The sequence below is a fragment of the Brachyspira hampsonii 30446 genome (genome assembly GCF_000316195.1).
Taxonomy (GTDB): Bacteria; Spirochaetota; Brachyspiria; order Brachyspirales; family Brachyspiraceae; genus Brachyspira; species Brachyspira hampsonii_C.
The window spans coordinates 766,885-791,267 of record NZ_JH994111.1 but is presented as its reverse complement, the minus strand read 5'-3'; the positions used below and the strand labels follow the sequence as shown (position 1 = coordinate 791,267).

Sequence of the window (24,383 nt, the reverse complement as noted above, 5' to 3'; positions counted from 1 at the left end):
TATAATAATTCAAGTTCAAAAATCAAGGGGTTATTTTATGTCAGAAGTTAGAGTTCGTTTCGCTCCGTCTCCAACAGGTTTTTTACATATAGGAAATGCCAGAACTGCATTATTTAATTGGCTGTATGCCAAAGCTATAAAAGGAAAATTAATTTTAAGAATAGAAGATACAGACCAAGAAAGAAGCACTAAAGAAGCTGTTGACATGGCTATAAAATCATTAAAATGGCTTGGAATAGATTGGGACGAAGGTCCTGAAGTAGGAGGAGATTACGGTCCGTATTTTCAGTCTGAAAGACTTGATATATATAAAAAATACACTGAAAAACTAATGGAAGAAGGTAAAGCATACTATTGTTTTTGTACTTCCGAAGAATTAGAAAAAAAATCTAATATGCAGAGAACTCTCAATCAGCCTATTATTTATGACGGCAAATGCAGGGATATACCTTTAGAAGAGGCTAAAAGAAGGGTTGCTAATGGAGAGCCTGCTAAAATAAGATTCAGAGTTCCAAAAAATCAAACAATTACTTTTAATGACTATGTAAGGGGCGTTGTAAAGACAAATAGTGATGAAATAGGTGATATCATTATCGTAAGAGAGAATGGATTTCCTACTTACAACTATGCTGTTGTTATAGATGATATGCTTATGAAAATTTCTCATGTAATAAGAGGAGAAGATCATATATCAAATACTCCTAAACAAATACTTATATATGAGGCATTAGGTTCTGAAGTTCCTAGATTTGCTCATACTTCTTCAATACTTGGTAATGACAGAAAAAAATTATCAAAAAGACATGGCGCTGCAACTTTAATGGAATATAAAGATGAGGGATTCCTCCCTCAGGCTATGAGAAACTTCTTAGCATTGCTTGGCTGGACTCACCCAGATGCTTTAGAGACTATGGTTGATGATGATATGATTAAAGCTTTTAAATTAGACCGTTTCTCTAAAAGTCCTGCAATCTTTGATACTGCTAAATTAAGGCATTTGAATGCTTGGCATATTAAAAATACAAATTTAGATGAAATTACTGAACTATTCATACCATATCTAGTAAAAAGCGGATTTTTAAAAGAAAATTATACTGAAGAAGAACATGCTTGGGCTAAAAAATTAGTATCCGTTATAAGACATAACTGCGTTGTTTTATCAGATATTGTAAAATATGTTCCTGTTTTCTTTGAAAATGATTTTGAACTTACAGATGAAATGAAAGAAGCTGTAAATAAAGAAGAAAGCAAAAAACTTCTTCAATTCATTAAAAATGACATAGAAAATACTGATGAAATCACTGATGAATATATGAAAGCCCTCATTAAAAAAGCTCAGAAAGAAACAGGATTAAAAGGTCCTAATCTATATCACCCAATACGCTATGTATTAACAGGAAGTGCCGCAGGAAGCGAATTATCTCATATATGTGAGCTTCTGGGCAAAAAAAATGTTCTATACAGATTATCTAAATACATTTAATATAATTGGGGTAAAATATGATTAATGGTAAACCTTTAATACTTGCTGTAGATGATGAAGAATCTATTAGGAATCTTATTAAATATACTTTTGAGCCTCATGATTTTGAAATCGTTACAGCAGAAAATGGTAAATCAGCTATAACTATATTAGAACATAACCCTGTTGATGTTATTATTACAGATTTGCTAATGCCTTCTATGACAGGGCTTGCTCTTATAAGAGAAATGAAAAAAAGAAAAAGTTCTATACCTATTATAATAATTACAGCTTATGGTAATACTGAAATGGTAAAAGAGATTATTGCCGAGGGTGTTTTCAGACTAATAGAAAAACCATTGGATTTTGACATATTAATTCCTATAGTAAATGAAGCTATAGAATATAAGAAAGATCAGGAAAATAAATAATTAATTTCATTATAAAAATAAAAAAGGCTTGAGTTTCATAAAAAACTTAAAGCCTTTTTCTTATTATATTCATAAGATTCTATAATGCTATTTTAAATAATATTTATTAATAATATATTTTATAATAGAGTTATTTCAAAACTATTTTAATAACTATTTATAGCAATTAAAAATAGTATATTAGAATACAATATTCAAAAACATTTATTATTATAATAGACTTGTTTCAAAACTATTTTTATTTATAATTGCGGGGACTAGCCCCCGCACCCCCACTTCTTTTGGTGACCCAAAGAAGCAAAAAGACTGCATATTTATATATTAAAAACGATAAATTATACAACATGTAAAACATACTATTGGTATAACAACTAATATTATACAATTTACCATAAAATAACAAACTCATAAAATTATTTGTCAAGTACTTTTGAAACAAGTCTAATAATTTAGCATAAAATTGTTTGTAAAGTACTTTATACTTTTATAAAAATATTAAAAAATTGACATAATAAGATATATGATATATAATAAAATATATGTATAATTTTATTATTCTAAACTATAAGTTTGAGGTTGATAAAAAAACAATCATTCCATTTTGCTTTTATGGAGGAATATATGTTCCTATTAGGTAAGTTATATAAGAAAGCGAAATTTCCAAATCAGCCTTCTTCAGGTTCACCATATACAAACTTTAAACATATCAATGATGAAAAATTATACAATGACAATGAATATGCATTGGAGTTTTTAAAAAATAATATAGATGATGGTGCTGTAAACACAAAAAACATTTCATATCATGCCTATTGGTACGGAAAAATAAATGAAAAACATGTTTTTTCAATAAAATCTCTTTTATGCACTCAAAATAATAAAAAAGTATACTTATGGATTGATAAAAAGACTACAAAAGATAATTTAAATAACAAATATATTAAAGAAATAGAAAATTATATTGAAATAAAAACTTACAATCCTAAAATAGAAATAAAAAATACATGCTTTGAAAAATTTGATTATATATTTAATCAAAAAAAAAATTTACCAGCTAGAGCAGATGCATTCAGATTATTAATACCATATAAGTATCTACTTGAAAACAAATATGATGGAATAATATATTTTGATTTAGATGTATTATTTTTAAGAGATTTTTCTAATATACTAAATAATAGTTTTTGTTATCAGTGGGAAAAACAGCCTTATGCTAATACAGCAATATTGTTTTTTAATGATAAAAAAATAATAGAGAAAACTGATACTTTAATAAAAATACATCAATCTGTTTTACCTTGGGTGATATTCAATTATTCAAATAAAGAATTAGAAGATTTGACAGTGCTTCCTTGTTCTTATTTTGATCCTATTTGGAATATAACAGATAAAACTAAATACGACTATCCAATATTATCTTTTGAAGATTTTTTTCAAAATTATTCTGGAAATATAACATCATATAAAGAATTCTTCAGCGGATGTTATGCATATCATTGGCATAATCAATGGAATACGAAAGCAGAACAAAATTCATTATTTAATAAATTTAATGAAGAATTTGATAATATACTAAAAAATAATAAATAGTTATAAATAAATAATAATAAAAGGCTTGAGTTTATTAAAAACTTAAGCCTTTTTTATTTTCATAGCAAAATATAACAAATCAATCAAAAAGATTCTCTATCTTTTCTCCTGCTTCATCTAATGCCTTTTCAGCCTTTTCACCAGCTTTTTCCATATTTTCTTCGGCTTTATCCATTGACTTTTCTATCTTGTCAGTAACTTTATCTATACTTTTTTCAACCTTATCATCTTCACAAGATACAAAAATCATTGAAAATATTATACAAAAAATAAAAATAATTTTTTTCATAAAGTTTTCACTCCTAAAATATTTTATTCTGCTAATGAACAGTAAAGTATAGCCCAATAAGTATTTTTAGCATTCTTATATATTCCAATGCCAATATGAGTATAATCCATATCTAATATAGAAGAAGAATCGCTTGGGTCTTCAATCATAGCTTTGAATATACCGCTTGCTGTTTCATATCCCGTTCTTATAGATTCTCCGTAATAAGCTACTTTTATACCATTTTCTAAATATACAGTATGCATTTCTCTTCCGTCAGGTCTTTTAGATTCAAAAACTTTTGATATCTCTTCTGCTCTAATAGCTGCTACTTTTTGCAAATCTTCACTTGTTTGATATGCTTCAAGCCCTGCTCTTTGTCTCTCCTCATTTATTAACTTAAGAAGTTTTGCAGACTGCTCAGGGTCTTGAGAAAATAAAGGCAATGCTAAAAATAAAATACTAAATGTGATTAAAATAATTTTTTTCATAATAAAATCCTGAAATATTTATATAATATATAATCATGATTAATCATAATCGTAAAAGACTTTATACTATTTTTACATCAAATAGCCGCCGCTTTTTTCTAAAACTTCAGCATATTTTTTTACTCCCGTATTAACATTCATAAAACTCTTATCATAACCAATAGCTCTTAATTTCTTTAAATCCGCCTGTGTATATTTCTGATATTTACCTTTCAAAGCATCTGGGAATGCTATATACTCTATTTCAGCTGATTTATAAACTTCTTTTAGTGCCTTAGCAATCTCTACAAAACTCTCAGCATTTCCTGTGCCGCAGTTGAATATACCGGATTTATTTTCATTCTCAAAAAAGAAATTATTAACAGATACAACATCATCTATATGTATAAAATCCCTAAGGAAATTCTCACTTCCTTCAAATATTTTCATTCTCTCCCCTGCTTTTATCTGATTAAACAAATGAAAAGCAACAGAAGCCATTCTTCCCTTATGATTCTCCTGCGGTCCATAAACATTGAAATATCTAAGTCCTACAACCTGACTTTGAACTTTATTTTCTTTGAATAATTTATTTAAATATCTGTCAAACTGATATTTTGAAAAAGCATAAACATTCAAAGGATATTCATTTTTTTCATTCTCTTCAAAACCATTTTCACCATTACCATATACTGAAGCACTTGAAGCATATAAAAATCTTATTTTCTTATCCAAACATACATGTAAAATATTTTTTGTATATTCATAATTATTTTTCATCATATATTTGCCGTCTGTCTCCATAGTATCAGAACAAGCTCCCTGATGAAATACAGCCTCAACTTTATTATCATTTACAAATGAATTTAAATAATCCGAGTTAAAATCTTCTTTATCAATATAATCTCTGAATTTAATTCTATTTAAATTCTTATGTTTAGAAGCGTTTTTCAAATTATCTACTATTAATATATCATCAATCCCTAAATCATTTAATCCCCTTACTATATTAGAACCAATAAATCCGGCTCCTCCTGTTACTATAATCATATTAAATCCTCCGATTCTTATAATTTTATTATTAACTATTAATTTTTTTTATAATATTAGTAGTAGAATATCCATCAACAAAATCAATTAATACAGTTTCTTTTGAATATTCTCTTCCGACAACATTTTCTATTTTATAATCGCCGCCCTTTACCAAAATATCCGGTCTTACTATTTTTATAAGTTCAAGCGGTGTATCTTCATCAAATATAGATATATAATTAATGCATTCTAAAGCAGAAAGAACAATAGCTCTGTCAATTTCATTATTAATAGGTCTGTCATTTCCTTTTAAACGCTTTACAGAATCATCACTATTAAGTCCCAATATGAGTAAATCCCCAAGCTCTCTAGCCTTCTGCAAATACTCAACATGTCCGCGATGAAGTATGTCGAAACAGCCGTTTGTAAATACTATCTTTTTATTCTCTTCTCTATATTTATTTAATACAGTGTCTAAATTATTTCTTTCTATGAGTTTTTTATTTATCATTATTGATTTATTCCAATTTTTATATTTATGATATTAATTATATCATGTAACATATTAATAACAAGAATCAAAATAAACTTAATAAATAATTAGTTAAACTTTATATTCTAAAAAAGAAATAAGCTCTATATGATAAGTATCAGCAAACATATCTATAATATTTAAATCTGATAAATTATAATACTCTTTTAATAGGTTGACATCACGGGCAAAAGTCATAGGATCGCATGAAACATATATGATTTTTTTAGGCTTAATTCTTATTATTTCATCTATTACTTTTTTATTAATTCCCTCTCTAGGCGGATCTAATATTAAAACATCAATATTATAATTGATATTTTTTAATGTTATTAAAGCATCTTCATTTTTTATATCAAAACCATATTTATTTGCTATAAGTACAGAATCATTATTTATCTCTGAAGAAATAAATCTATAATTATTATTAAAACTTTTTATTCTATTTTCTAAAGCTGCTGTAAAAAACCCGCTTCCTGCATAAAGCTCAATTATGCTGCTGTCATTATCATTTAAATACTTAATAACATTATATTGAAAATCATCAAGGAGATATAAATTACTTTGAAAAAATGTTTTATGCCCTATTGGAATATTACCGTATTTAGTTTTATAAAGTATAGTGTCAGCTCCGTAACTTTTAATATTTTTATTATACTTTACTGTTATTCCTTTAAAATATTTTTCAAAAGGCTTTATATTTATTTTTTTATTAAGTTCAATAAAAGCAAGAGCTTCGATGTTATTATTTTCTATAGCATAAATATTTCCTGTTATATTGTTTTCAGATGCAAAATTTTTTATTCTTTCAAATAAACTCTCTTTTAAAATAATGCATTCATCAATATTTACAAAATCATTGCTTTTAAATCTATAAAAACCAATTTTGCCGTTATGGGCTATCATATTAACTCTAAGTCTGTAATTAAAATTTTTACTGCAAATTATTTTTATCTCTTTGTTAAAATTAATATTTCTAAGAGCATTTAAAACTATATTCTTTTTTATATCTAATTGCTTATTATATTCTATATGATTAAATAAACACCCTCCGCATATACCAGCATACTTGCATTTTGGTTTTATTCTATACTTAGAAGATTCTATTATTCTATTTATAGATGCATAAGAAAATTTTTTGCTTTCTTTAGTTATAGTAATATCTAATATATCGCCTTCAACACTATGGACTACAAATATAACCTTTCCGTTTTCATCCTTTGCAATTCCATATCCGCCGTAAGCAGTGTCTATAATTTTAACTTCCATAAATTTATATCAAAGTTTATCTATTTCCTCTATAGTTAATCCTGTATTATCTCTTATAAATTTTACATCCAAACCTGATTTTTTAAGACTTCTAGCTATAGATAATGCCTTATTTTTTTCTCCTTGTTCTATACCTTGTTCTATACCTTGTTCTATACCTTTTTTCATTCCTTCCTCAATACCCTTTATACGCTCTTCATTAAGCATTAGAACATTAAAATAATCTCTCTCATAATTAGTGTATCCATTATACAAATCATTGCTATTAACAAATTTATTATATTCATCATATACTTCTTTCATTATAGGGTTTTTCTTCACTAATATTTCCATAGTATCCTCCAATTTATCTTTTGAATTTAAAAACTCAAACCAATCTGATAAATCTTTATATAAATTATTATTATTAACAAATTTTTTCAATTCAAGAAAATGAATCTCCAAATGATTAGTTAATATATGATTGGTTTCTAACTCTTTAATAAAATAACAGCTATGAGGCTTATCTATATCTTTTATCAAATTAAAATCAAGAATATTAATACTTATCACAGGTGTTAAATCTGAATATATATCTTTAGATTTTAAATTTGTAAAATAATTTTTAGCCCAATAGTATAAACTTCTATATATAAATGAATGATTACCTATTCTTTGTATTTCTATTATGATAGTTTCGCCTGATTTAGTTTTAGCCTTAACATCTGCTATTGATTCTTTATCAAAAACATTTTCTTTTAAGTTAAAAGTATTCAAAACTTCTATATCTTCAAAAGGCTCTTGATTAGAGTCTATTCTCACAGAATTAATGAGATTTTTTAATATATGTTCATGTCCTTCCTTGGCAAACATATAACGCATAAAATAATCATTTAAAGGATTAAAAGTTTTTGCAGTATTTAAATTTTTTCTCATAAATATATTATACTGAAAATCATAAAGTTTGTCAAAATAATATTTTAATATTAAAAATAATCAGAAAAATAAACCTGTTCTTTCGGTATAATAGATTCCAATAAATTTATTCCTTTTAAACTAGATTCTATTCTTCCTATTTTGTACAAGTAAGAAGGAGATTTATAACTCATAAGCATTGTTGTAAGAGTTTGAATATTCATTCTTATAATATATCTGTCTTTACCATTTCTTTTATATTCTTTATTAAGTCTTTTACAAACAGTATTTTTATTCTCATCCCAATAAATTAAAAAACTTCCGTTATTCCATTTAGCCATATTATCTTTTATTATTAAATTGATTTTTTTATTTTTAGGCTTTCTTAAAAAAGGATAATCATTAATAAATGCCTTAACATCAGTAATTCTTGCCATTATATAAGGTCTTATGGTTTCTTTTATTTCGCTGTCCTCAAGCAAAAATGCTATAGGCTCATTAGTATAATTATAACCTTGAACTTTATCTACCATAGAGAAATGTGCCGATATATAATTCCAAAGTCCGAGTCTCGCTTCAAAATTAAGATAAACAAGTTCTTTTATATGAAACACATCATTTTCTATAACATAAACCAAAAAACCTTTAGCCTCTTCTTTTTCATCATAATATATTGCAACTATAGTATCATCTACTTCCCATCGCCAATACTCTTCCCATTCTAAATCTCCTCTGATTAGAGAACCATGTCTTGTATTAGAAAATTCATTATAAAGATTTATTAAATCTTCGCTGTCAGAAGAAACTCTCTCTACCCTTCCCCTATCTGTTATGTTTTTTGGAAGCTGAGTATCTTTTATTTCAAAACTCATCTTATCAGAAATAATTTCCCAGCCCTTTCTTCTATAAAATGGTATTGAATAAGGATATAAAACAGATATAGTTTGACCTTCCTTTTTCATATTCTCGATACTCTTTATCATTAAATCATTCATAAGTCCGAGATTAGAATATTCAGGATAAGTAGCAACCCCGGTAACTCCTCCCATTTTATATATAACCCCATGTATATTCATTTTCATAGGATAAACAGCAATTTGAGAAGCTAACTTTTCACCGTCAAACCAGCCCAAAACTTTAGCCTTACTTAATACAGCAGATTTTGCCTGTTTTATTTCATCAATATCATAGCCTAAATTTATAAGCTCATTATTGCTCACTTGAAATGCATATCTTAATAGATTGTTAAAATCATCTAAATCTTCTAATGTTAAATATCTTATTCTAAATTTATCTTTTTTCTTCTTGATTATATTATCTTTATTATTATGAACGCTCATTAATTTTGTACCTATTATCTTACATAATACATAGTTAATATAAATAAATTGCCGTCAATTATTTTCTGAATTTTCTATACTTGCCATAAATAACTCATCTGAAGGAAGAACTAAATTTTCAATATTATCTTCTTTTCCCTGACATAATTTAAAGAAATCACAAAACTCGCAATGTCTTCCAACCTTTTTATCAAAAGCTCTGTCATATCTTATATCATCAACTATCTCATCAAACCATTCTCTTAAATAATTAATGGATTGAGGAGTAAACTCTATAGTATCTAATTTGTCATCTTCAAAATGATAATAAGAACCGCTTGTAACCTTACATTTAAGTCCGTCCAATATACAGGCATATAATTTCAGCTGTATTGTCTTTCTTTCTCTCTCCTCGTTATCTTCACCGACATCATAATACTTTGTTGTTTTATAATCTACAATCTGTAATGTTCCATCAGCAGATAAATCTATTCTGTCTATTCTTCCAAATAAAATATAATCCCTAACCCTATTTTCCATATAGCTTTCTATTTTATAAGGTACTTTCTGTCCGAATGAATTAAAGAAATTAGAAAGCATATAAAGACCTCTCTCACCAAGTTCCTTCTCTTCTTCCCTGCTATTGAAAAATGCCCTTATACCGCTTCTTTTCCATACATTTCTGAATATATTATATAAATTATCTAAAGTTCTTTCTTCAGCCCTCTGTTCATAAAACTCTTTACAAGCTAAATGTATAGCATTACCAAATATAAAATAAACATTAACACTTCTTTTTTGTTTTTTAAAAGGTTTTTCTATATAAGTATATCTATACTTTCTAGGACAAAGCAAATATGTAGACATGCTGTATTCACTAAATCTTTGTAACTTCTTAGCTTCCATAATTTTTTATTATTACTAATAAAAATTGCCTGCAAATATACTTGCATGACACTAACAATTATTTAAATTATTCATTATTATTTACAGATTCTTCTGAAGTATATTTATTGAGCAAAGCTTTTATATCGGTATCAGTAGTAAGCTCCACAGGTTTTTTACCTTCTATATCGGCTATATTGGCATCTGCATTATTTTTCAAAAGAATCTCTACAGCTCTATAACTATCAGAAGCAGCAGCAAAATGCAAAGCAGTCCAACCATCATCATCTTGAATATTAACATCTGCCTTATATCTAATTAATACTGCTATAACTGTTACCTGATTATTCATAGAAGCCCACATTAAGGGAGTAGTACCTGTACTGTCGCCGACATTAACTATATCTATACCTGAGTTTTTTGCAGCAGCAGATTCTAATATTGTAGCAACTGCATTTGGATATCCCCTTGCTGAAGCAATATGAATAGACATAGCATTATCTATATTATCTTTAGCAAGTACATCGGCACCATAGCTCAAAAGCATACTCACTATATCCGCATATCCGTAATATGAAGCAAGCAAAAGAGGGGTCTGACCATCAGCATACCATTTATTTTCTCCATTATTATTTTCTTCATCAATTAATATTGTATCAGCAGGAAGTACAGGATTCATATTGATCCTTTTATGAGATAATAATTCTTTTACCACTAAAGCATTATCAGATTTAACTGCCAAATGTAGTGCAGACCAGCCTTCAGAATTAGTGCTATTAACATTTGTTCCTTTTGATAACAATTCTCTGACTTTATTAATATCACCTTTTTCTATATAATCAAAAAATTCATTGTTGGAGTTGGTAAGTGTATTATTTTCCAAAGTTTCGGAATTTGTCATATTTTGTGAATATAATATAAAATTAAATAAAAACAAACTAACCGCAACAAACATTTTTTTCATAGAAATACCCTCAACTATATTATATTTTTATAAAATTATAGTATATATTTAAAAATATACAACAATTAATATAATAATTTTCATATTTTACTACTTGATATATTATAACATATAAACTAATATATCTAAATATTTAAAAAAAGGAGATTCTTTTTATGAATAAGTATAATAAAAAACACTATAAAAAGTTGATTAGTAAAATTAATTTTTTTTATTTCTCTATTTTTTGTATTATGTTAATTAGCTTAAATATTAAAGCATATTCTCAAACTACAAATACCAATGATATAAAAAGATACGGACAATTATCAGCATCTTTAGAAATGGTCGCTTACGGAAGAATGAGCGATTTAATAGAACAGACAGGAAATGAAGATACATTAGGAGTTTTATTATACGGAGATTTGCATTACATAAAAGAATATAAATATGCATCAATAGAAGCAGAATTTAATGCCAGATTCTATGAGCCATTATCACATAAAGCAAGATTTTATCAAAACATGTCTCCTCCTGTTTTTGATTTCTCTAAAATGAATATATTTATCAATTTTAAATATGTAGGAATAAGAGCAGGAGTTCTGGAGCCGTACACAAAAAATATACCCATGACATCATACTTCCCTACATTATTTTATTATCACACCGTAAGCAGCAATAAAGCAACGGTACTTTCAGGACCAAGAGACATGCCTATAGGTTATGAAACACAATTTATACCAAGATATGATACAGGTTTGATGGTAGAAGCAAATTTCTTTGGAGTTTTTATTGGAGTTGGTTTAATCAATGGAGAAATGGGACTTGATGCCAATTCATCTAAAGGCTTAATGGCTAAAGTGGCATACAGCAATGATTATATTAATACAGGTGTAGCAGGCATTATTACAGAAATAGGTTCTCAGCCTATTAAAGAATGGGGCGACAGTGTTAATGCATTTTTCTATTTTAAGAACGGAAGAGACGGAAGATTTACGGTCGGAATAGAAGGCTTTTGGTTCAGACATGGTATAAGAGTGGATAATGAATATTTTCCCGGAGAAGCAAACACAAATACGCCTAACTTCAATAATGGATATTATACAGATTTTTCAGTACAAACTTTTAATGGCGGAAAACCATATTATGGTATGAGCGGATTCATATTTTTTGAGGCTAGAAGATTATGGAAATTCGATATAACTGCTCATTTCGGTATACATGATAATAATATATTTTCTGATGCCGAAGATATTTATCAGCTTAAATACAGAGCTTTCTTAAAAATAACTTTTAATGTAACTGATGACTTTAAAATAATGATTTCAGATACATTTACTTATGATCCTGTATATAAAAATAATTATCAATATTATGAATTAGAAAATAGAAATCAGGTTGGGGTTATTTCTTATAATGAAAAAAACGGACATTATACTGTAGATAATGATTTTTATTTAGGGTTAAGTTTTAAATTCGGAGGAGTATGGGGTAATAAATAAACTATTAAAAATAATTAAAAATAAAATCTTTATTTTTTTATTATATAGTTTATAATACTTCGCATGAAAAGTATAGATTTAAACAAGATAAATAGAATAGTATTCAAATTCGGTACTAATGTTTTGAGAAATGATGACGGTTATATATCTTTAGCTAGAATATATTCATTTATAGAAGCCATTGCCAAATTTCATAAAATGGGAAAAGAAGTTTTAATAGTTACTTCAGGAGCTGTGGGATTAGGTGCTAAAAAAATTAATGCCGTAGATTTAGATGAAGTGGCTTTAAAACAGGCTTGTGCCGCTATAGGACAGTCGCAGCTTATGTCAATATATGAAGACGGATTTTCAAAATTTGATATAATCACTGCACAAATACTTCTAACCGAAGAAGATTTCTCCAACAGAAGAAGATATTTAAACTTGCATTCTACTTTGAGTATGCTTTTAAAATATAAAGTTATACCTATCATAAATGAAAATGATACAGTATCAAGCGATGAGCTTAAACAATTATATGATGTTACCCAGATAAGTTTTTCTGATAATGATAAACTTTCTGCCTTGGTAGCAAGCGAATTGGATGCGGATTTACTTATAATACTATCAGATATAAATGGGCTTTATGATGATAATCCTAAAACCAATCCTAATGCTAAATTCATACATGAAGTATTTGAAGTTACAAAGGAAATAGAAGATTTAGGACTCGATGCTTCAAAAGGCGGAAGAGGCGGAATGAAAACAAAACTTCAGGCTGCTAAAATAGTTACAAGATCCGGATGTGCATTATTCATAGCAAATGGTAAAAAACCTAATGTACTTAATGATATTTTTGAAACAAAAGATAAAACAATATTCTATCCTGTTGAAGAGCATGATGAGCTTTCTACAAAAAAAAGATGGATTGCTTATGCCACAACAATAATAGGTAAATTAATGGTTAATGCTGGAGCTAAAAAGGCAGTTTTAGAAAAAGAATCAAGCCTTCTTCCTATAGGTATAACAAAAGTAATTAACACTTTCAAAAAAGGCGATATTGTAAGTATAATAGATGAAAACGGAAATGAATTTGCTAGAGGGATAATTAATTACAATTCTAATGATGTAGAGAAAATAATTGGACATCACTCTGATGATATATTAAAAATACTAGGCTATAAAAATTATGACGCTGTTATTACAAGAGATTATATAGTATTATTATAATATAGTTCTTAATTGATTGGCGGCATCTTCAGGAGTAATAGAATTGATAAATACTCCGCTTCCCAATTCATAGCCTGCCAATTTACTCATTTTAGGCATTATATCTAAAAACCAATGACTTGAATTTTTATATTTATTTTCAAGTGTAGGCAAAAGAGTATGAAGCACATAATTAAAGCTAACTTCACCCAAAAGTTTATATAATCTGTCGAATATATCTTTTAATATACTTGAAAAATCCAAAATATTAGAACTAGAAACATGTATAATGCTGTCGGCATGCTCTTTAGGAATGACATATATCTGATACGGAGATCTTGAAGCAAACGGACATATAGCTATAAAGTTTTCATTTTCACATATTACCCTTTCATTTAAAGATTTTTCTTCTTTTATTATATCACAGTATACGCATCTTTCATTTTCAGTATAATATTCTAAAGCACCGCTAATCTCCTCGTACATTTGAACTGGTATAAAAGGAGTTGTTATAATCTGAGAATGTGAATGATAAAGACTAGCTCCTGCCTCTGGTCCGAAATTTTTAAAATAAAGACTATACATCATATCTTCATTTTTTCCTAAATCCTTAAGCCTCATCATAACAGCTTTAAAAATATAGAAAAAATCTTCTGTTTGTGCATGATAAAAATTAAAATAATGATTAGGATGTTCTATAATTACATCATGAAACCCCTTAGAACTGCTGGCATGAAAAAGCTTATTTTCTTTAGGCAATTCATTCTCATGAGTTTCAGATATTATAGGGTATTTATTAGGTACAATTCTAACCTGCCAAATTTCTTCTTGTTCAGCATAAACAGTATAAACAGGATCCGGAGTTTTCATCTCATGCCCTCTGCAAAAAGGACAACTGAGCTCAGAATTAACTATATGATTTTTATCTAAATTAACATAATCACTAGGTCTTCCTGTTCTCTCAGATGAAATAATTACAGACTGCTTTGTTACAGGGTCTTTACGAATATGCGGCATAAAAATATCAACCTATTAATCTTTTTATCTTATCTTTAATCTCTGTAAGATTTCCTGATTTTAATATATAGCCGTCAGCATTCCAAACAGAAAACTCATGTCTGTAATTGTTATATGCTGTACATATTATGATAGGTAATTCTCTATGTTTTTCTCTAACCTTAGCCAAAAAATCCAAGCCGTCCATTTTAGGCATTTTTATGTCTAAAGTTATTAGATCAATATGAGGAGTACCTTTATCAAGCATTTCTAAAGCTTCCTCCCCGCTATCTGTGGATACAACATCATATCCTTCATCTTTAAACTCTTCTTCAAAAAGAGTTCTAATGCTTTTTTCATCATCTAAAACTAAAATTGTCTTCTTAGCCATAGTATTCTCCAAGTATCTTATATTCATATTATAATAATTGAGTTAAAAAAGTCAAATAGAATTTTTTAATTTGATTATTACAATTATATTTTTTATCAATAAACGATTATAAAAAAACGGCATTTTATACTACAATTTTTACTTTTTTTCACTTTCTATAGATTTATTATAGCTTGCAATAACACTTTCTATAATACCGCTTCTAAGTCCCTTTTCTTCCAAAACCTCAACTCCCTTTATAGTAAGTCCTCCAGGAGTGCATACACCATCTTTTAATTGAGCAGGGTGCTTTCCTGATTCCAATACCATAGCTCCTGTTCCCTTAAAAACCTGTGCTGCCATTTCTATAGATGTTTTTCTGTCTATTCCCATAACAACTCCTGCATCGCTCATAGCTTCTATTAATATGTACATAAAAGCAGGTGAACAGCCAGCCATAGCATTATAAGCATGTATTTCTTCTTCTTTAATTACCTTAACCATTCCTACTTTTTTCATCAATTCTACAACACCATTCTCAACAACCTTATTTTCTGTTTCAACAACAGATGTAAAACCATTACATGTTTTAACAGGAGTATTAGGCATTATCCTCACTATTCTGCTTCCGCTAAAATATCTGGATAAGTCCTTTTTAGATACAGAAGCAGCCACACTTATAATAGTAGCACCAACCTTAATAGATGATGATATCTCAGCAGCAACAGCAGGAATCATATAAGGCTTTACTGCCAAAAATAAAACATCTGCTTCGCTGGCTACTTTTCTATTATCAGTATAAACTTTTATTCCTAGATTCTTTTCAAGATAATCTTTCTTTTCCATAGTTTTTACGCTTGCTACAATATTGGTATACTCTATTCCGGATTTGATAAAGCCTTCTATTAAAGCTCCGCCCATAGCTCCGGCACCAATAAATCCTATTATCATATTAACTCCTTTTTATATAAAAATTAAAACTTATATAAAATAATACCAAAATATAAAAAAATGTAAAAATATATTTTATTAAACTTTCATAAATAATTATATTAATTTATTATTTTAGAACATACTTTATTCATATTTTCTAATATATTTATACATTACAAGCCTCCAATATATAAATTAAAGCTGCATAATCCTTAGCTTTAGACTTATTTTAAAACTAATTTTATTTATTAATTAATGCAAAGCCTACCCATATTGTAACATATAAATTTACGGCCATAGGAAAGATAAATACTAGTTGGTGCCACATACTAGGTAAGTATGACCCTATGTGCAGATAAAGTATACATCACTAATAATTCTTACATCAGCAGTTGTCAGGTAAATAACTATCTATTTATACACTAAATCAACAGATCGTACAATTTTATAAATAATATTTTCAAGTAGTTTTTAAACAACTCTAATATAAAAATAGGGTATAAAATTAATCTCTCCCATCATTTTTAAAAATAAAATAATTATTTACTTCTCTACTTCTCTTTTATATTTAATCAAACCCTCTTTTAGAATTCTCATAGCCTTTTTCAAATCTTTTGAATCAATTACATAACACATTCTTACCTCATTCTTTCCAAGTCCTTCAGTAGCATAAAAACCTTCAGCAGGAGCAAACATCACAGTTTCATTATCAATATTAAAATCTTTAAGAAGCCAAATAGCAAAATCCTCAGCATCCTTAACAGGAAGTTTAGCAAGAACATAAAAAGCCCCCTCAGGCTCTCTCATAAACACCCCATCCATTTTTGTAAGCTCCTCAAAAAGAATCTTTCTTCTGCTATCATATTCTTTTCTTGAAGATTCAAAATAATCCGCAGGCAGATCGTATAAAGCAGATGCCCCTATCATTTCAAGCGTAGGTACTGATAATCTAGCCTGACATTCTTTAAAAATAGCCTCCATAAATTCCTTATTCTTACTAATTATACACCCTATCCTAGCTCCGCATGCAGAAAATCTTTTCGATATAGAATCTATTAGAATAACATTCTCCGCTATATCATTGTAACTTCCAAAACTTATAGCCTTTTTATCCCCATAAACAAATTCTCTATATACTTCATCACTTATAACAAAAAAATCATGTTTTTTAGCCAAATATGCAATATCATCTAATTCCCTTTTTGTAGATACAACCCCCGTAGGATTGGAAGGGTTTGAAAATAAATACCCCTTAGTTTTTTTTGTAATACTTTTTTCTATTATATCACGGCTCGGCAAATGAAATCCATCTTCAGCATAAGTTCTAATAATATTCCTTTTTATATTAAGTATATCATAAAAGCTATTGTAATTAGCATAATAAGGTTCTGCCACTAGCATCTCATCGCCTTCATCAAATATTGCAATCAAACTCAGAAGTATCGCCTCGCTTCCTCCATTGGTTATTATTATTTCATCTTCCTCATAATGAAGTCCTAATCTTTTATAATATGCCTGAATTTTTCTTATGAGTTCTTTTGTTCCTCTTGAATGTTCATATTTAACTGTTTTCATATTGCAATTAGCAATGGCATTAAAAAATACACTAGGCGTCTCTATATCAGGCTGCCCTATATTAAGATGATGTATTTTTATTCCTCTTTTTGCAGCTTCTTCAGCATAAATATTTAATCTTCTTATAGGCGAAGCTTTAAGCTGCTGTACTCTTTTAGATAGATACATGATAAACTCCAATTTGTTATATACATAATAAATAAAATTTTAATAATATAAAAAATTATTTATTAATAATAAGTAATATTTTAATATATGCTATATAAAAAAATAAAGGAGCTATAAGATAAATTACAGCCCCTTTTAATTCTCTTCATATTCATAAGACTATTATTTATCTATTTCCCTATACTTAATCAACGCTTCTCTAAGTATATGCATAGATTTTCTCAAATCATTCGCATCTAATGCATAAGAGATTCTCACTTCATCTCTTCCTAATCCCTCAGTGGCATAAAAACCTTCGCCCGGCGCGAACATTATAGTCTCTCCATTAATATTGAAATCTTTTAAAAGCCAAATTATGAAATTTTCAGCATTTTTTACAGGAAGTTTAGCAAGTACATAAAAAGCACCTTCAGGTTCCTTAGCAACAACACCTTCCATAGTAGCAAGCTCTTCAAATATGATCTTTCTTCTATGATCGTACTCTTTTAAAGCCTCGTCGAAATAGTTATCAGGCAAATCATATAAAGCAGCAGCTCCTATCATATCCAATGTAGGAAGACATAATCTAGCCTGACATTCTCTAAATACAGCTGTCATCAATTTTTTATTTTTACTTATAAGACAGCCCACTCTAGCTCCGCATGCTGAAAATCTTTTTGATATAGAATCTATTATAATAACATTTTCTTCTAAATCTTTATAAGTACAAAAACTAATAGCTTTTCTATCTCCATATACAAATTCTCTGTATACCTCATCGCTTATAATATATAAATCATATTTCTTAGCAATATAAGCAATATCGTCTAACTCTCTTTGAGTATAAACAACACCTGTAGGGTTAGAAGGATTAGCAAGCATAAATGCTTTAGTTTTAGGAGTAATATGTTTTTCTATCTCTTCACGGCTAGGAAGATGGAAACCGTCTTCAGCATAAGTTCTTACCGCATTATATTTTATATCATAAACATCATAAAAACTTTTATAATTCGCATATAAAGGCTCAGATACTAATATTTCATCACCCTCATCGAATATAGCAAGCATAGCAAAAGATATAGCCTCAGAACCTCCGCTTGTAATTACTATATCTTCTTCCTCATAATGAGCACCTAATTTATCATAATATGCTTGAATTTTATTAATAAGCGGCTTCATACCTCTTGAATGTTCATATTTAAGAGTTTTTCCGCTGTATTTAGATATAGCTTCAAAAAATATCTTAGGTGTTTCTATATCAGGCTGACCTACATTAAGATGATATATTTTTATACCTCTTTTTACAGCGTCTTCAGCATAAGGATTTAACTTTCTAACAGGTGAAACTTTTAATCTCTGAATTCTTTTAGATATATCCATGATGGCTCTCCGTAATTATTATAAATAGTAATTTTTTAACTAATTAAATATATACGAAACATTAAAAATTGTCAAGATATTTTATTTCATTATTAATAAATAAATAAAAAAAATCATTAAATACAACATTATCTGTGAATAAAAACTATATTAAAATTATATAAATAACATTATAAAGTGAAAAAAATAGTATTATAATTATTAAATTACAATAGCTGTAAATTATTTTTTTATGTAAGTCAATAAAATATTAAAAAATATTGATAAAAGATGTTTTTTGATATAAAATGACCGATAAAATAAAAAAATGAATTTTAGGTATGCATATAAAAAAAATTATAACATTAATAATCGCAGCTGTTTTACTATGTATTCCGCTATACCCTTTCGGCGGAAAACCAATTACAATAGAAAAAGTAAGACCTTATTATACAACTGAAGAAAATGTAAAAATAGACATATTTGTATATACTAATTTAGGAGATAATACAAATTATAATTATTTATGCTTCGCAGTAGCTGATGCGGTTGCAAATCAAATAGAATATAATAAAACATTAAGACTTCAGTCAGAAACTAACTACACAATTATTCCTGTAGATTTTGAAAAAGCATACGATTACAAAGTATTTAAATTTACAAACATAACTTATACCAGCAGAAGCGAAGGGAGCAATATAACTATTATCACTAATTATGAAACCACAACTTATACTAATTGGGGAGATGTAAGAAGTAATGTTCAATTAATTACTCCAGATACTGAAGGTTTTTTCTTAGAAACCAATGAAATGCTATTTGACTATAATGGAAGTAATGTAATATTAAAAGGCACCAATGATTTTATCCAAAAAGTAGATATAGGTAAAACTTACTATGAATATTTCGGAGATGATATAAAAAAATATATATTCACTAGAGATTCTGATATAGCTATATTCGGCTCAATAAAATATGATAGACCAAATATAAATGTTGTAACATACATAGCATATATTAAAGATAGAAAAATAACATCGTATTCCATAACGATACCGGAAGCAAAGATTGACGAGCAAATACCAAATTATGCATTGGAAATAGCAAACAAAATAAGTTACTTAGATAAAACAGGAGTTATAGCAATAGATGTAAGTCCGGAAGATGCTTTTGTATATGTAGATGATGTATTTATAGGAAAAAGCGGACAAACATTATATGTGCCGGCATTAACAACAAATAATCACAGATTCACAATAAAAAAAGAATATTATGAAACCATAGATACTATGCTTTCATTTGAAAAAACCAATGAAAACATTCTTCTTAATTTCAAATTAAAAGAACTAAGTGAAAGTGCAAGGGTTCAGATAAATATACCCGGAGAAGAAGAAAGTTCTGTAGTTATTAATGGAATAAAAGAAACGCCAACTAATGTAATAAATAGATATTTCGGATTCGGAACATATTCTATAAAAATAACAAACACAAATTATATAGATTATTATGGAACATTTACAGTAGACAGTACGAACTCTCTAGTTCTCACACCTAATATGAAAAAATATCATGAACCTACTTTAGCTGACAAAATATTTAAAAATTATGAAAGAAACACAAAAATATTTTTAGGACTTACTATAGCAAGTGCCATATTCACAGTCGGAACATATATATATGCTGGGGAAATATTAGATTCTACTATGGTTAACTATTATGATCAATATAAAAATGCCGCTAACAGACCGCCTATAAATTTAAATAATTATAATACAGCGATGAATATATATATAGCTGGAATGGTAATAACAGGTGCTTTTGCTTTAACTACCGGAGTATATTATATGCTTTGGATAAATGAAAGCAATTTTTCTGTTGAGGAACTTTCATTTAATGCAGATTACAGCGGAGTTAACCTCATGTATGCCTGGCGGTGGTAGCTTCCTACATAAATAAAATTCTAAATTATATTTGACAAAACATTATTATTTACTATACTACTAACATAATATATAATTTTAGGAGTTATAATATGCTTAATATAATTTTTATAGGAGCTCCCGGAGTTGGAAAGGGAACTCAATCTGCCTTAATAGAAAAAGATTATCACATATCACATATTGCTACAGGCGATATGTTAAGAGATAATATTTCAAATGGTACAGAATTAGGAAAAACAGCTAAATCATATATGGATAAAGGTGAATTGGTGCCTGACAGTTTAGTAATTGATATGCTTAAAGACAGAATAAAAAAAGATGACTGTAAAAACGGATTTATGCTTGATGGTTTCCCTAGAACTATAGAACAAGCTAAAGAATTATCTAATATATTAGAAAGTCTTAACTATAAAATATCTGCGGTAATAGATATATATGTTTCAGAAGAGGTAATCATAGAAAGATTATTAAAAAGAGGCCGTGCTGATGATAATGAAGAAACAATTAAAAACAGATTAAAAGTGTTTGAAAATCAGAGCAAGCCTGTATTAGATTATTATAAAGATAAAGCAAAAATAATAAAAATAGAAAGTATAGGCACTCCTGAAGAAGTGTATGCCAAAATAAAAAAAGAATTAGATGTATTATAATTTATAATTATTATATTTTTAGGCTATGATTTATAATCATAGCCTTTTTTATATGCAAATTATTTTTATGATATATATTCCGAAAATATAAAAAAGAAATATTATCAGCAGGTTTGTGTATGTCTGAAGAAAAAGAGATAAATAATAATAATGAAATTGAAAATACTGAAGCTCTCCCTAGAAAAGCTGTTAAGAAAAAAATGATAATAAAATCTAAAAATAAAGAAAATATCAAAGATTTGGATTTATCATCTTACGGAGCAAGAAGACAGGCTAGAATATATGCTGTTATGTCATTATATTCCTATGAAATTAATGATAGAAAAGAAAATATAGATGAAATACTTAGTTTTGATTATGATAAAAAAATACCTCAAAATATATTTGCATTCACTAGAACTTTGGTAGAAGGAACTATAAATAATTTAGAAAGAATAGATAATTTAATAGAAAAATATTCTAATAATTGGGATATAAAAAGAATACAATATGTAGATAAATCAATTATTAGAATGTCAATATATTCGCTAATATTTTTGAAAGATATACCTAAATCTGTAGTAATAGATGAGGCTGTAGAAATTTCTAAAATTTTTAGCGATAAAGATTCTTATAAATTTGTAAATGGGATTTTAGATGGTATACAAGAAAAAGACATACAATAAAAGATTAGCCAAATATAAAAATATTCAGATGATAGTTTTTATATTATCTATAGGGGCATTAGGTTTAATAGCTATAATATCTTTAAATGTAGCAATAATACAGGGAAAAGTAAAACTAAATTCTCAAATTGTAGATGATTATACTTTGGCTAAAGAATATTATAAAAATAAAGATTATAATAAAGCCAAATCCATATTGAAAAAAGAAATAAGAAACACAATAGATCCTAAAAAAGAATATGAAGCTAATATACTTCTAGGAAAAATATACAATGAAACTAAAGATTATGATGATGCTATAAAAGTATTTAATACTATGACAAATTCATTGTATTTAGATGAGCAGTTAAAACATAATTTAGGAATATCATATCTCAAAAAAGAAATGTATGATGAAGCTTTAGTATCATTAGAAACTTCATTATCAATAAACAGCAATTATATACCTAGCCTGCTCACATTGGGAAGATTTTATATGGAAAGAGATCTGCCTCGTTTGGCTAAAGGATATTATGAGAGAGTTTTAAATTTAGAAGAAAATGATGAGGCTTTATTTTATGTAGGATTAATAGCACTTAATGAAGGCTTCCAAAGTGTTGCTTATGATACTTTAACTAAATTAGTGAGAAGAAGCAAAGGAGAATATGCTGATAAGGCTGCTACAATATTAGGTGATATATATGTAATATCCGGAGATACTGACAGTGCTATAGAAATGTATTTGAAAAGTTTGGCTAATTCAGATACAAAACCAGACTCTATAAAAAGACTTGTGAAAATATATGAGCAGGTTGAAGATTATGACGGCATAAAAAAAGTATATGAGCAGATATTAGAACAAAATCCTAATGATGTGGATACAATACTTGCATTGGGTGAATTATATGAAAAAGAAAATGCTTATGACAGGGCTATAAAATATTATTTAAAATTGGTAAAAATGAAAGATTATACCAATACTTATGAAGCTATAGGTTTGCTTGCTAATGCATACTACAAAGGAAGTATGTTAAAAGAATCAGAATCAAATTATAAAAAAATTATAATGGCTGATAATAAAGATGATTTATATAAAACTGCATTGGAAAGACTTGGAGATATCACATACAGACAAAAAGATTTTATCTCATCTTTAAGATACTATCAGGAAATATACAGCATAGAAACTAATAATGCAATATTTATGCCTAGACTTGGAGAATTAGAATTATACTATGGAAACTCTGATAAAGGAATAAAATTATTAAAAGACTCTATTGCAGAAGATGTTGGAAATGCCTTCCCTAGCAGAACATTAGCTATTTATTATGAAAGTATAGGTAATAATAATGAGGCATTAAATTATTATAATTACACTCTTTCTAAATACCCTAAAGACAGAGAAAGTATATACAGAGCAGGAATGCTTTATTATAAAACTAAGAATTATGAAAAATCAAAAGAATCATTACTAATAGCTGCTAATGATGAAAATAATACTACATTGGTAAGAGAAAATGCTTGGATAACATTGGCTACAATGATGGAAGAAATACGCTCTTATAATGATGCTTCTGCCTATTACAGACAATTAGTAGAGATGTCTCCTAGTGTTGAAAATTACATGCTTTACGGTTCATTTTCTTATAGAAGACTTCAATACAATGAAGCTATATATGCATATAATGAAGCTTTAAATTTGGCATCATCAAAAAGGGATATGTTTGATATTAATTTAGTTTTGGGTAAATGTTATTACAGAATGAATGAGCTTGATAATGCTGAAGAAAGTTATAGAAATGCTTTAAGCTATGACAGCGGAAATTCTCAGGCTAAAGACGGTTTAAGACAGGTACTCAGCAAAAAAGAACTTATGTATTAATACTTATTATTGCTAATAAAAATTGTTCGCTAAAAATATATAGCAAATGACTTTGCTATAGGCTCACAATTTTTATATTTGGATTTTATAGTATTCAAAAAC

The 24,383-nt window shown here is 27.7% G+C and carries 23 protein-coding genes; 9 read left to right on the top strand and 14 right to left on the bottom strand.

The window, feature by feature from the left end; translation table 11 throughout:
- Nucleotides 1–37 precede the first annotated feature (37 nt).
- The 3 genes from gltX to A966_RS08310 all read left to right on the top strand — a co-directional run bounded on the left by gltX (nucleotide 38) and on the right by A966_RS08310 (nucleotide 3,483).
- Nucleotides 38–1,483: a glutamate--tRNA ligase gene (gltX, locus tag A966_RS08320; RefSeq protein ID WP_008724547.1), complete on the top strand. Its 1,446-nt coding sequence runs from the start codon at nucleotides 38–40 to the stop codon at nucleotides 1,481–1,483.
- Between the two features lie 17 nt (nucleotides 1,484–1,500).
- A complete protein-coding gene (locus tag A966_RS08315) occupies nucleotides 1,501–1,893 on the top strand; it encodes a response regulator (RefSeq protein WP_008724544.1) in 393 nt (130 codons plus the stop codon).
- Nucleotides 1,894–2,514: 621 nt separating this feature from the next.
- Complete coding sequence (locus tag A966_RS08310) at nucleotides 2,515–3,483, top strand: glycosyltransferase family 32 protein (RefSeq protein ID WP_008724541.1); 969 nt, start codon at nucleotides 2,515–2,517, stop codon at nucleotides 3,481–3,483.
- A 79-nt stretch (nucleotides 3,484–3,562) separates the two neighbouring features.
- On the opposite strand, the gene A966_RS08305 is transcribed toward A966_RS08310, so the two are convergent.
- The 9 genes from A966_RS08305 to A966_RS08265 form a co-directional block, all read right to left on the bottom strand.
- A complete protein-coding gene (locus A966_RS08305; protein ID WP_008724539.1) occupies nucleotides 3,563–3,772 on the bottom strand; it encodes a hypothetical protein in 210 nt (69 codons plus the stop codon).
- Nucleotides 3,773–3,795: 23 nt separating this feature from the next.
- Entirely contained in the window at nucleotides 3,796–4,242 is a 447-nt protein-coding gene (locus tag A966_RS08300; RefSeq protein WP_008724536.1) for a CAP domain-containing protein, read from the bottom strand.
- 72 nt (nucleotides 4,243–4,314) lie between these two features.
- Nucleotides 4,315–5,271, bottom strand: coding sequence for an ADP-glyceromanno-heptose 6-epimerase (rfaD, locus tag A966_RS08295; RefSeq protein ID WP_008724534.1), 957 nt, complete (start codon nucleotides 5,269–5,271; stop codon nucleotides 4,315–4,317).
- A gap of 31 nt (nucleotides 5,272–5,302) precedes the next feature.
- On the bottom strand, nucleotides 5,303–5,764 hold the full coding sequence (gene rfaE2 / locus A966_RS08290; protein ID WP_008724533.1) for a D-glycero-beta-D-manno-heptose 1-phosphate adenylyltransferase: 462 nt from the start codon (nucleotides 5,762–5,764) through the stop codon (nucleotides 5,303–5,305).
- Between the two features lie 93 nt (nucleotides 5,765–5,857).
- Nucleotides 5,858–7,054 (bottom strand): class I SAM-dependent RNA methyltransferase, encoded by a 1,197-nt coding sequence (locus A966_RS08285; protein WP_008724530.1) that lies wholly within the window; start codon nucleotides 7,052–7,054, stop codon nucleotides 5,858–5,860.
- Between the two features lie 9 nt (nucleotides 7,055–7,063).
- Entirely contained in the window at nucleotides 7,064–7,969 is a 906-nt protein-coding gene (locus tag A966_RS08280) for an Rpn family recombination-promoting nuclease/putative transposase (RefSeq protein WP_008724528.1), read from the bottom strand.
- Nucleotides 7,970–8,019: 50 nt separating this feature from the next.
- Nucleotides 8,020–9,288 carry a GNAT family N-acetyltransferase gene (locus A966_RS08275; protein ID WP_008724526.1) on the bottom strand — a complete coding sequence of 423 codons (1,269 nt, stop codon included), beginning with the start codon at nucleotides 9,286–9,288 and terminating at the stop codon, nucleotides 8,020–8,022.
- A gap of 54 nt (nucleotides 9,289–9,342) precedes the next feature.
- Entirely contained in the window at nucleotides 9,343–10,173 is an 831-nt protein-coding gene (locus A966_RS08270; RefSeq protein WP_008724524.1) for a RecB family exonuclease, read from the bottom strand.
- Between the two features lie 67 nt (nucleotides 10,174–10,240).
- Entirely contained in the window at nucleotides 10,241–11,116 is an 876-nt protein-coding gene (locus A966_RS08265; protein WP_008724521.1) for an ankyrin repeat domain-containing protein, read from the bottom strand.
- Nucleotides 11,117–11,349: 233 nt separating this feature from the next.
- Between A966_RS08265 and A966_RS08260 the strand changes: the two genes are divergently transcribed.
- A complete protein-coding gene (locus A966_RS08260) occupies nucleotides 11,350–12,597 on the top strand; it encodes a hypothetical protein (protein WP_039955724.1) in 1,248 nt (415 codons plus the stop codon).
- Nucleotides 12,598–12,660: 63 nt separating this feature from the next.
- Nucleotides 12,661–13,806, top strand: a complete 1,146-nt coding sequence (gene proB, locus A966_RS08255; protein ID WP_008724517.1) for a glutamate 5-kinase — start codon at nucleotides 12,661–12,663, stop codon at nucleotides 13,804–13,806.
- Here the strand turns inward: proB and galT are convergent.
- From galT to A966_RS08230, 5 genes are all read right to left on the bottom strand, one after another.
- Nucleotides 13,801–14,802, bottom strand: coding sequence for a galactose-1-phosphate uridylyltransferase (gene galT, locus A966_RS08250; RefSeq protein WP_008724515.1), 1,002 nt, complete (start codon nucleotides 14,800–14,802; stop codon nucleotides 13,801–13,803). The genes proB and galT overlap by 6 nt on opposite strands.
- Before the next feature lie 7 nt (nucleotides 14,803–14,809).
- Complete coding sequence (locus A966_RS08245; RefSeq protein ID WP_008724512.1) at nucleotides 14,810–15,172, bottom strand: response regulator; 363 nt, start codon at nucleotides 15,170–15,172, stop codon at nucleotides 14,810–14,812.
- 138 nt (nucleotides 15,173–15,310) lie between these two features.
- On the bottom strand, nucleotides 15,311–16,102 hold the full coding sequence (gene proC / locus A966_RS08240) for a pyrroline-5-carboxylate reductase (RefSeq protein WP_008724510.1): 792 nt from the start codon (nucleotides 16,100–16,102) through the stop codon (nucleotides 15,311–15,313).
- A 525-nt stretch (nucleotides 16,103–16,627) separates the two neighbouring features.
- Nucleotides 16,628–17,827, bottom strand: coding sequence for a pyridoxal phosphate-dependent aminotransferase (locus A966_RS08235; RefSeq protein WP_008724508.1), 1,200 nt, complete (start codon nucleotides 17,825–17,827; stop codon nucleotides 16,628–16,630).
- Between the two features lie 162 nt (nucleotides 17,828–17,989).
- Complete coding sequence (locus A966_RS08230) at nucleotides 17,990–19,186, bottom strand: pyridoxal phosphate-dependent aminotransferase (protein ID WP_008724506.1); 1,197 nt, start codon at nucleotides 19,184–19,186, stop codon at nucleotides 17,990–17,992.
- 320 nt (nucleotides 19,187–19,506) lie between these two features.
- On the opposite strand from A966_RS08230, the gene A966_RS08225 reads away from it, so the two are divergent.
- The 4 genes from A966_RS08225 (at nucleotide 19,507) to A966_RS08210 (ending at nucleotide 24,281) form a co-directional block, all read left to right on the top strand.
- Nucleotides 19,507–21,105 carry a PEGA domain-containing protein gene (locus A966_RS08225; RefSeq protein WP_008724505.1) on the top strand — a complete coding sequence of 533 codons (1,599 nt, stop codon included), beginning with the start codon at nucleotides 19,507–19,509 and terminating at the stop codon, nucleotides 21,103–21,105.
- Between the two features lie 92 nt (nucleotides 21,106–21,197).
- Nucleotides 21,198–21,755 carry an adenylate kinase gene (locus A966_RS08220; protein WP_008724503.1) on the top strand — a complete coding sequence of 186 codons (558 nt, stop codon included), beginning with the start codon at nucleotides 21,198–21,200 and terminating at the stop codon, nucleotides 21,753–21,755.
- A 119-nt stretch (nucleotides 21,756–21,874) separates the two neighbouring features.
- Nucleotides 21,875–22,420 carry a transcription antitermination factor NusB gene (gene nusB / locus A966_RS08215; protein ID WP_008724501.1) on the top strand — a complete coding sequence of 182 codons (546 nt, stop codon included), beginning with the start codon at nucleotides 21,875–21,877 and terminating at the stop codon, nucleotides 22,418–22,420.
- Nucleotides 22,392–24,281 (top strand): tetratricopeptide repeat protein, encoded by a 1,890-nt coding sequence (locus tag A966_RS08210; RefSeq protein ID WP_008724500.1) that lies wholly within the window; start codon nucleotides 22,392–22,394, stop codon nucleotides 24,279–24,281. The genes nusB and A966_RS08210 overlap by 29 nt, the downstream gene beginning before the upstream one ends.
- The last annotated feature ends 102 nt before the right edge of the window (nucleotides 24,282–24,383 follow it).

What these genes read in the sequence shown, in the direction of transcription:
- gltX (WP_008724547.1), top strand. Translation starts at nt 38, where the DNA reads ATGTCAGAAGTTAGAGTTCGTTTCGCTCCGTCTCCAACAGGTTTTTTA.
- A966_RS08315 (WP_008724544.1), top strand. Translation starts at nt 1,501, where the DNA reads ATGATTAATGGTAAACCTTTAATACTTGCTGTAGATGATGAAGAATCT.
- A966_RS08310 (WP_008724541.1), top strand. Translation starts at nt 2,515, where the DNA reads ATGTTCCTATTAGGTAAGTTATATAAGAAAGCGAAATTTCCAAATCAG.
- A966_RS08305 (WP_008724539.1), bottom strand. Translation starts at nt 3,772, where the DNA reads ATGAAAAAAATTATTTTTATTTTTTGTATAATATTTTCAATGATTTTT.
- A966_RS08300 (WP_008724536.1), bottom strand. Translation starts at nt 4,242, where the DNA reads ATGAAAAAAATTATTTTAATCACATTTAGTATTTTATTTTTAGCATTG.
- rfaD (WP_008724534.1), bottom strand. Translation starts at nt 5,271, where the DNA reads ATGATTATAGTAACAGGAGGAGCCGGATTTATTGGTTCTAATATAGTA.
- rfaE2 (WP_008724533.1), bottom strand. Translation starts at nt 5,764, where the DNA reads ATGATAAATAAAAAACTCATAGAAAGAAATAATTTAGACACTGTATTA.
- A966_RS08285 (WP_008724530.1), bottom strand. Translation starts at nt 7,054, where the DNA reads ATGGAAGTTAAAATTATAGACACTGCTTACGGCGGATATGGAATTGCA.
- A966_RS08280 (WP_008724528.1), bottom strand. Translation starts at nt 7,969, where the DNA reads ATGAGAAAAAATTTAAATACTGCAAAAACTTTTAATCCTTTAAATGAT.
- A966_RS08275 (WP_008724526.1), bottom strand. Translation starts at nt 9,288, where the DNA reads ATGAGCGTTCATAATAATAAAGATAATATAATCAAGAAGAAAAAAGAT.
- A966_RS08270 (WP_008724524.1), bottom strand. Translation starts at nt 10,173, where the DNA reads ATGGAAGCTAAGAAGTTACAAAGATTTAGTGAATACAGCATGTCTACA.
- A966_RS08265 (WP_008724521.1), bottom strand. Translation starts at nt 11,116, where the DNA reads ATGAAAAAAATGTTTGTTGCGGTTAGTTTGTTTTTATTTAATTTTATA.
- A966_RS08260 (WP_039955724.1), top strand. Translation starts at nt 11,350, where the DNA reads ATGTTAATTAGCTTAAATATTAAAGCATATTCTCAAACTACAAATACC.
- proB (WP_008724517.1), top strand. Translation starts at nt 12,661, where the DNA reads ATGAAAAGTATAGATTTAAACAAGATAAATAGAATAGTATTCAAATTC.
- galT (WP_008724515.1), bottom strand. Translation starts at nt 14,802, where the DNA reads ATGCCGCATATTCGTAAAGACCCTGTAACAAAGCAGTCTGTAATTATT.
- A966_RS08245 (WP_008724512.1), bottom strand. Translation starts at nt 15,172, where the DNA reads ATGGCTAAGAAGACAATTTTAGTTTTAGATGATGAAAAAAGCATTAGA.
- proC (WP_008724510.1), bottom strand. Translation starts at nt 16,102, where the DNA reads ATGATAATAGGATTTATTGGTGCCGGAGCTATGGGCGGAGCTTTAATA.
- A966_RS08235 (WP_008724508.1), bottom strand. Translation starts at nt 17,827, where the DNA reads ATGTATCTATCTAAAAGAGTACAGCAGCTTAAAGCTTCGCCTATAAGA.
- A966_RS08230 (WP_008724506.1), bottom strand. Translation starts at nt 19,186, where the DNA reads ATGGATATATCTAAAAGAATTCAGAGATTAAAAGTTTCACCTGTTAGA.
- A966_RS08225 (WP_008724505.1), top strand. Translation starts at nt 19,507, where the DNA reads ATGCATATAAAAAAAATTATAACATTAATAATCGCAGCTGTTTTACTA.
- A966_RS08220 (WP_008724503.1), top strand. Translation starts at nt 21,198, where the DNA reads ATGCTTAATATAATTTTTATAGGAGCTCCCGGAGTTGGAAAGGGAACT.
- nusB (WP_008724501.1), top strand. Translation starts at nt 21,875, where the DNA reads ATGTCTGAAGAAAAAGAGATAAATAATAATAATGAAATTGAAAATACT.
- A966_RS08210 (WP_008724500.1), top strand. Translation starts at nt 22,392, where the DNA reads ATGGTATACAAGAAAAAGACATACAATAAAAGATTAGCCAAATATAAA.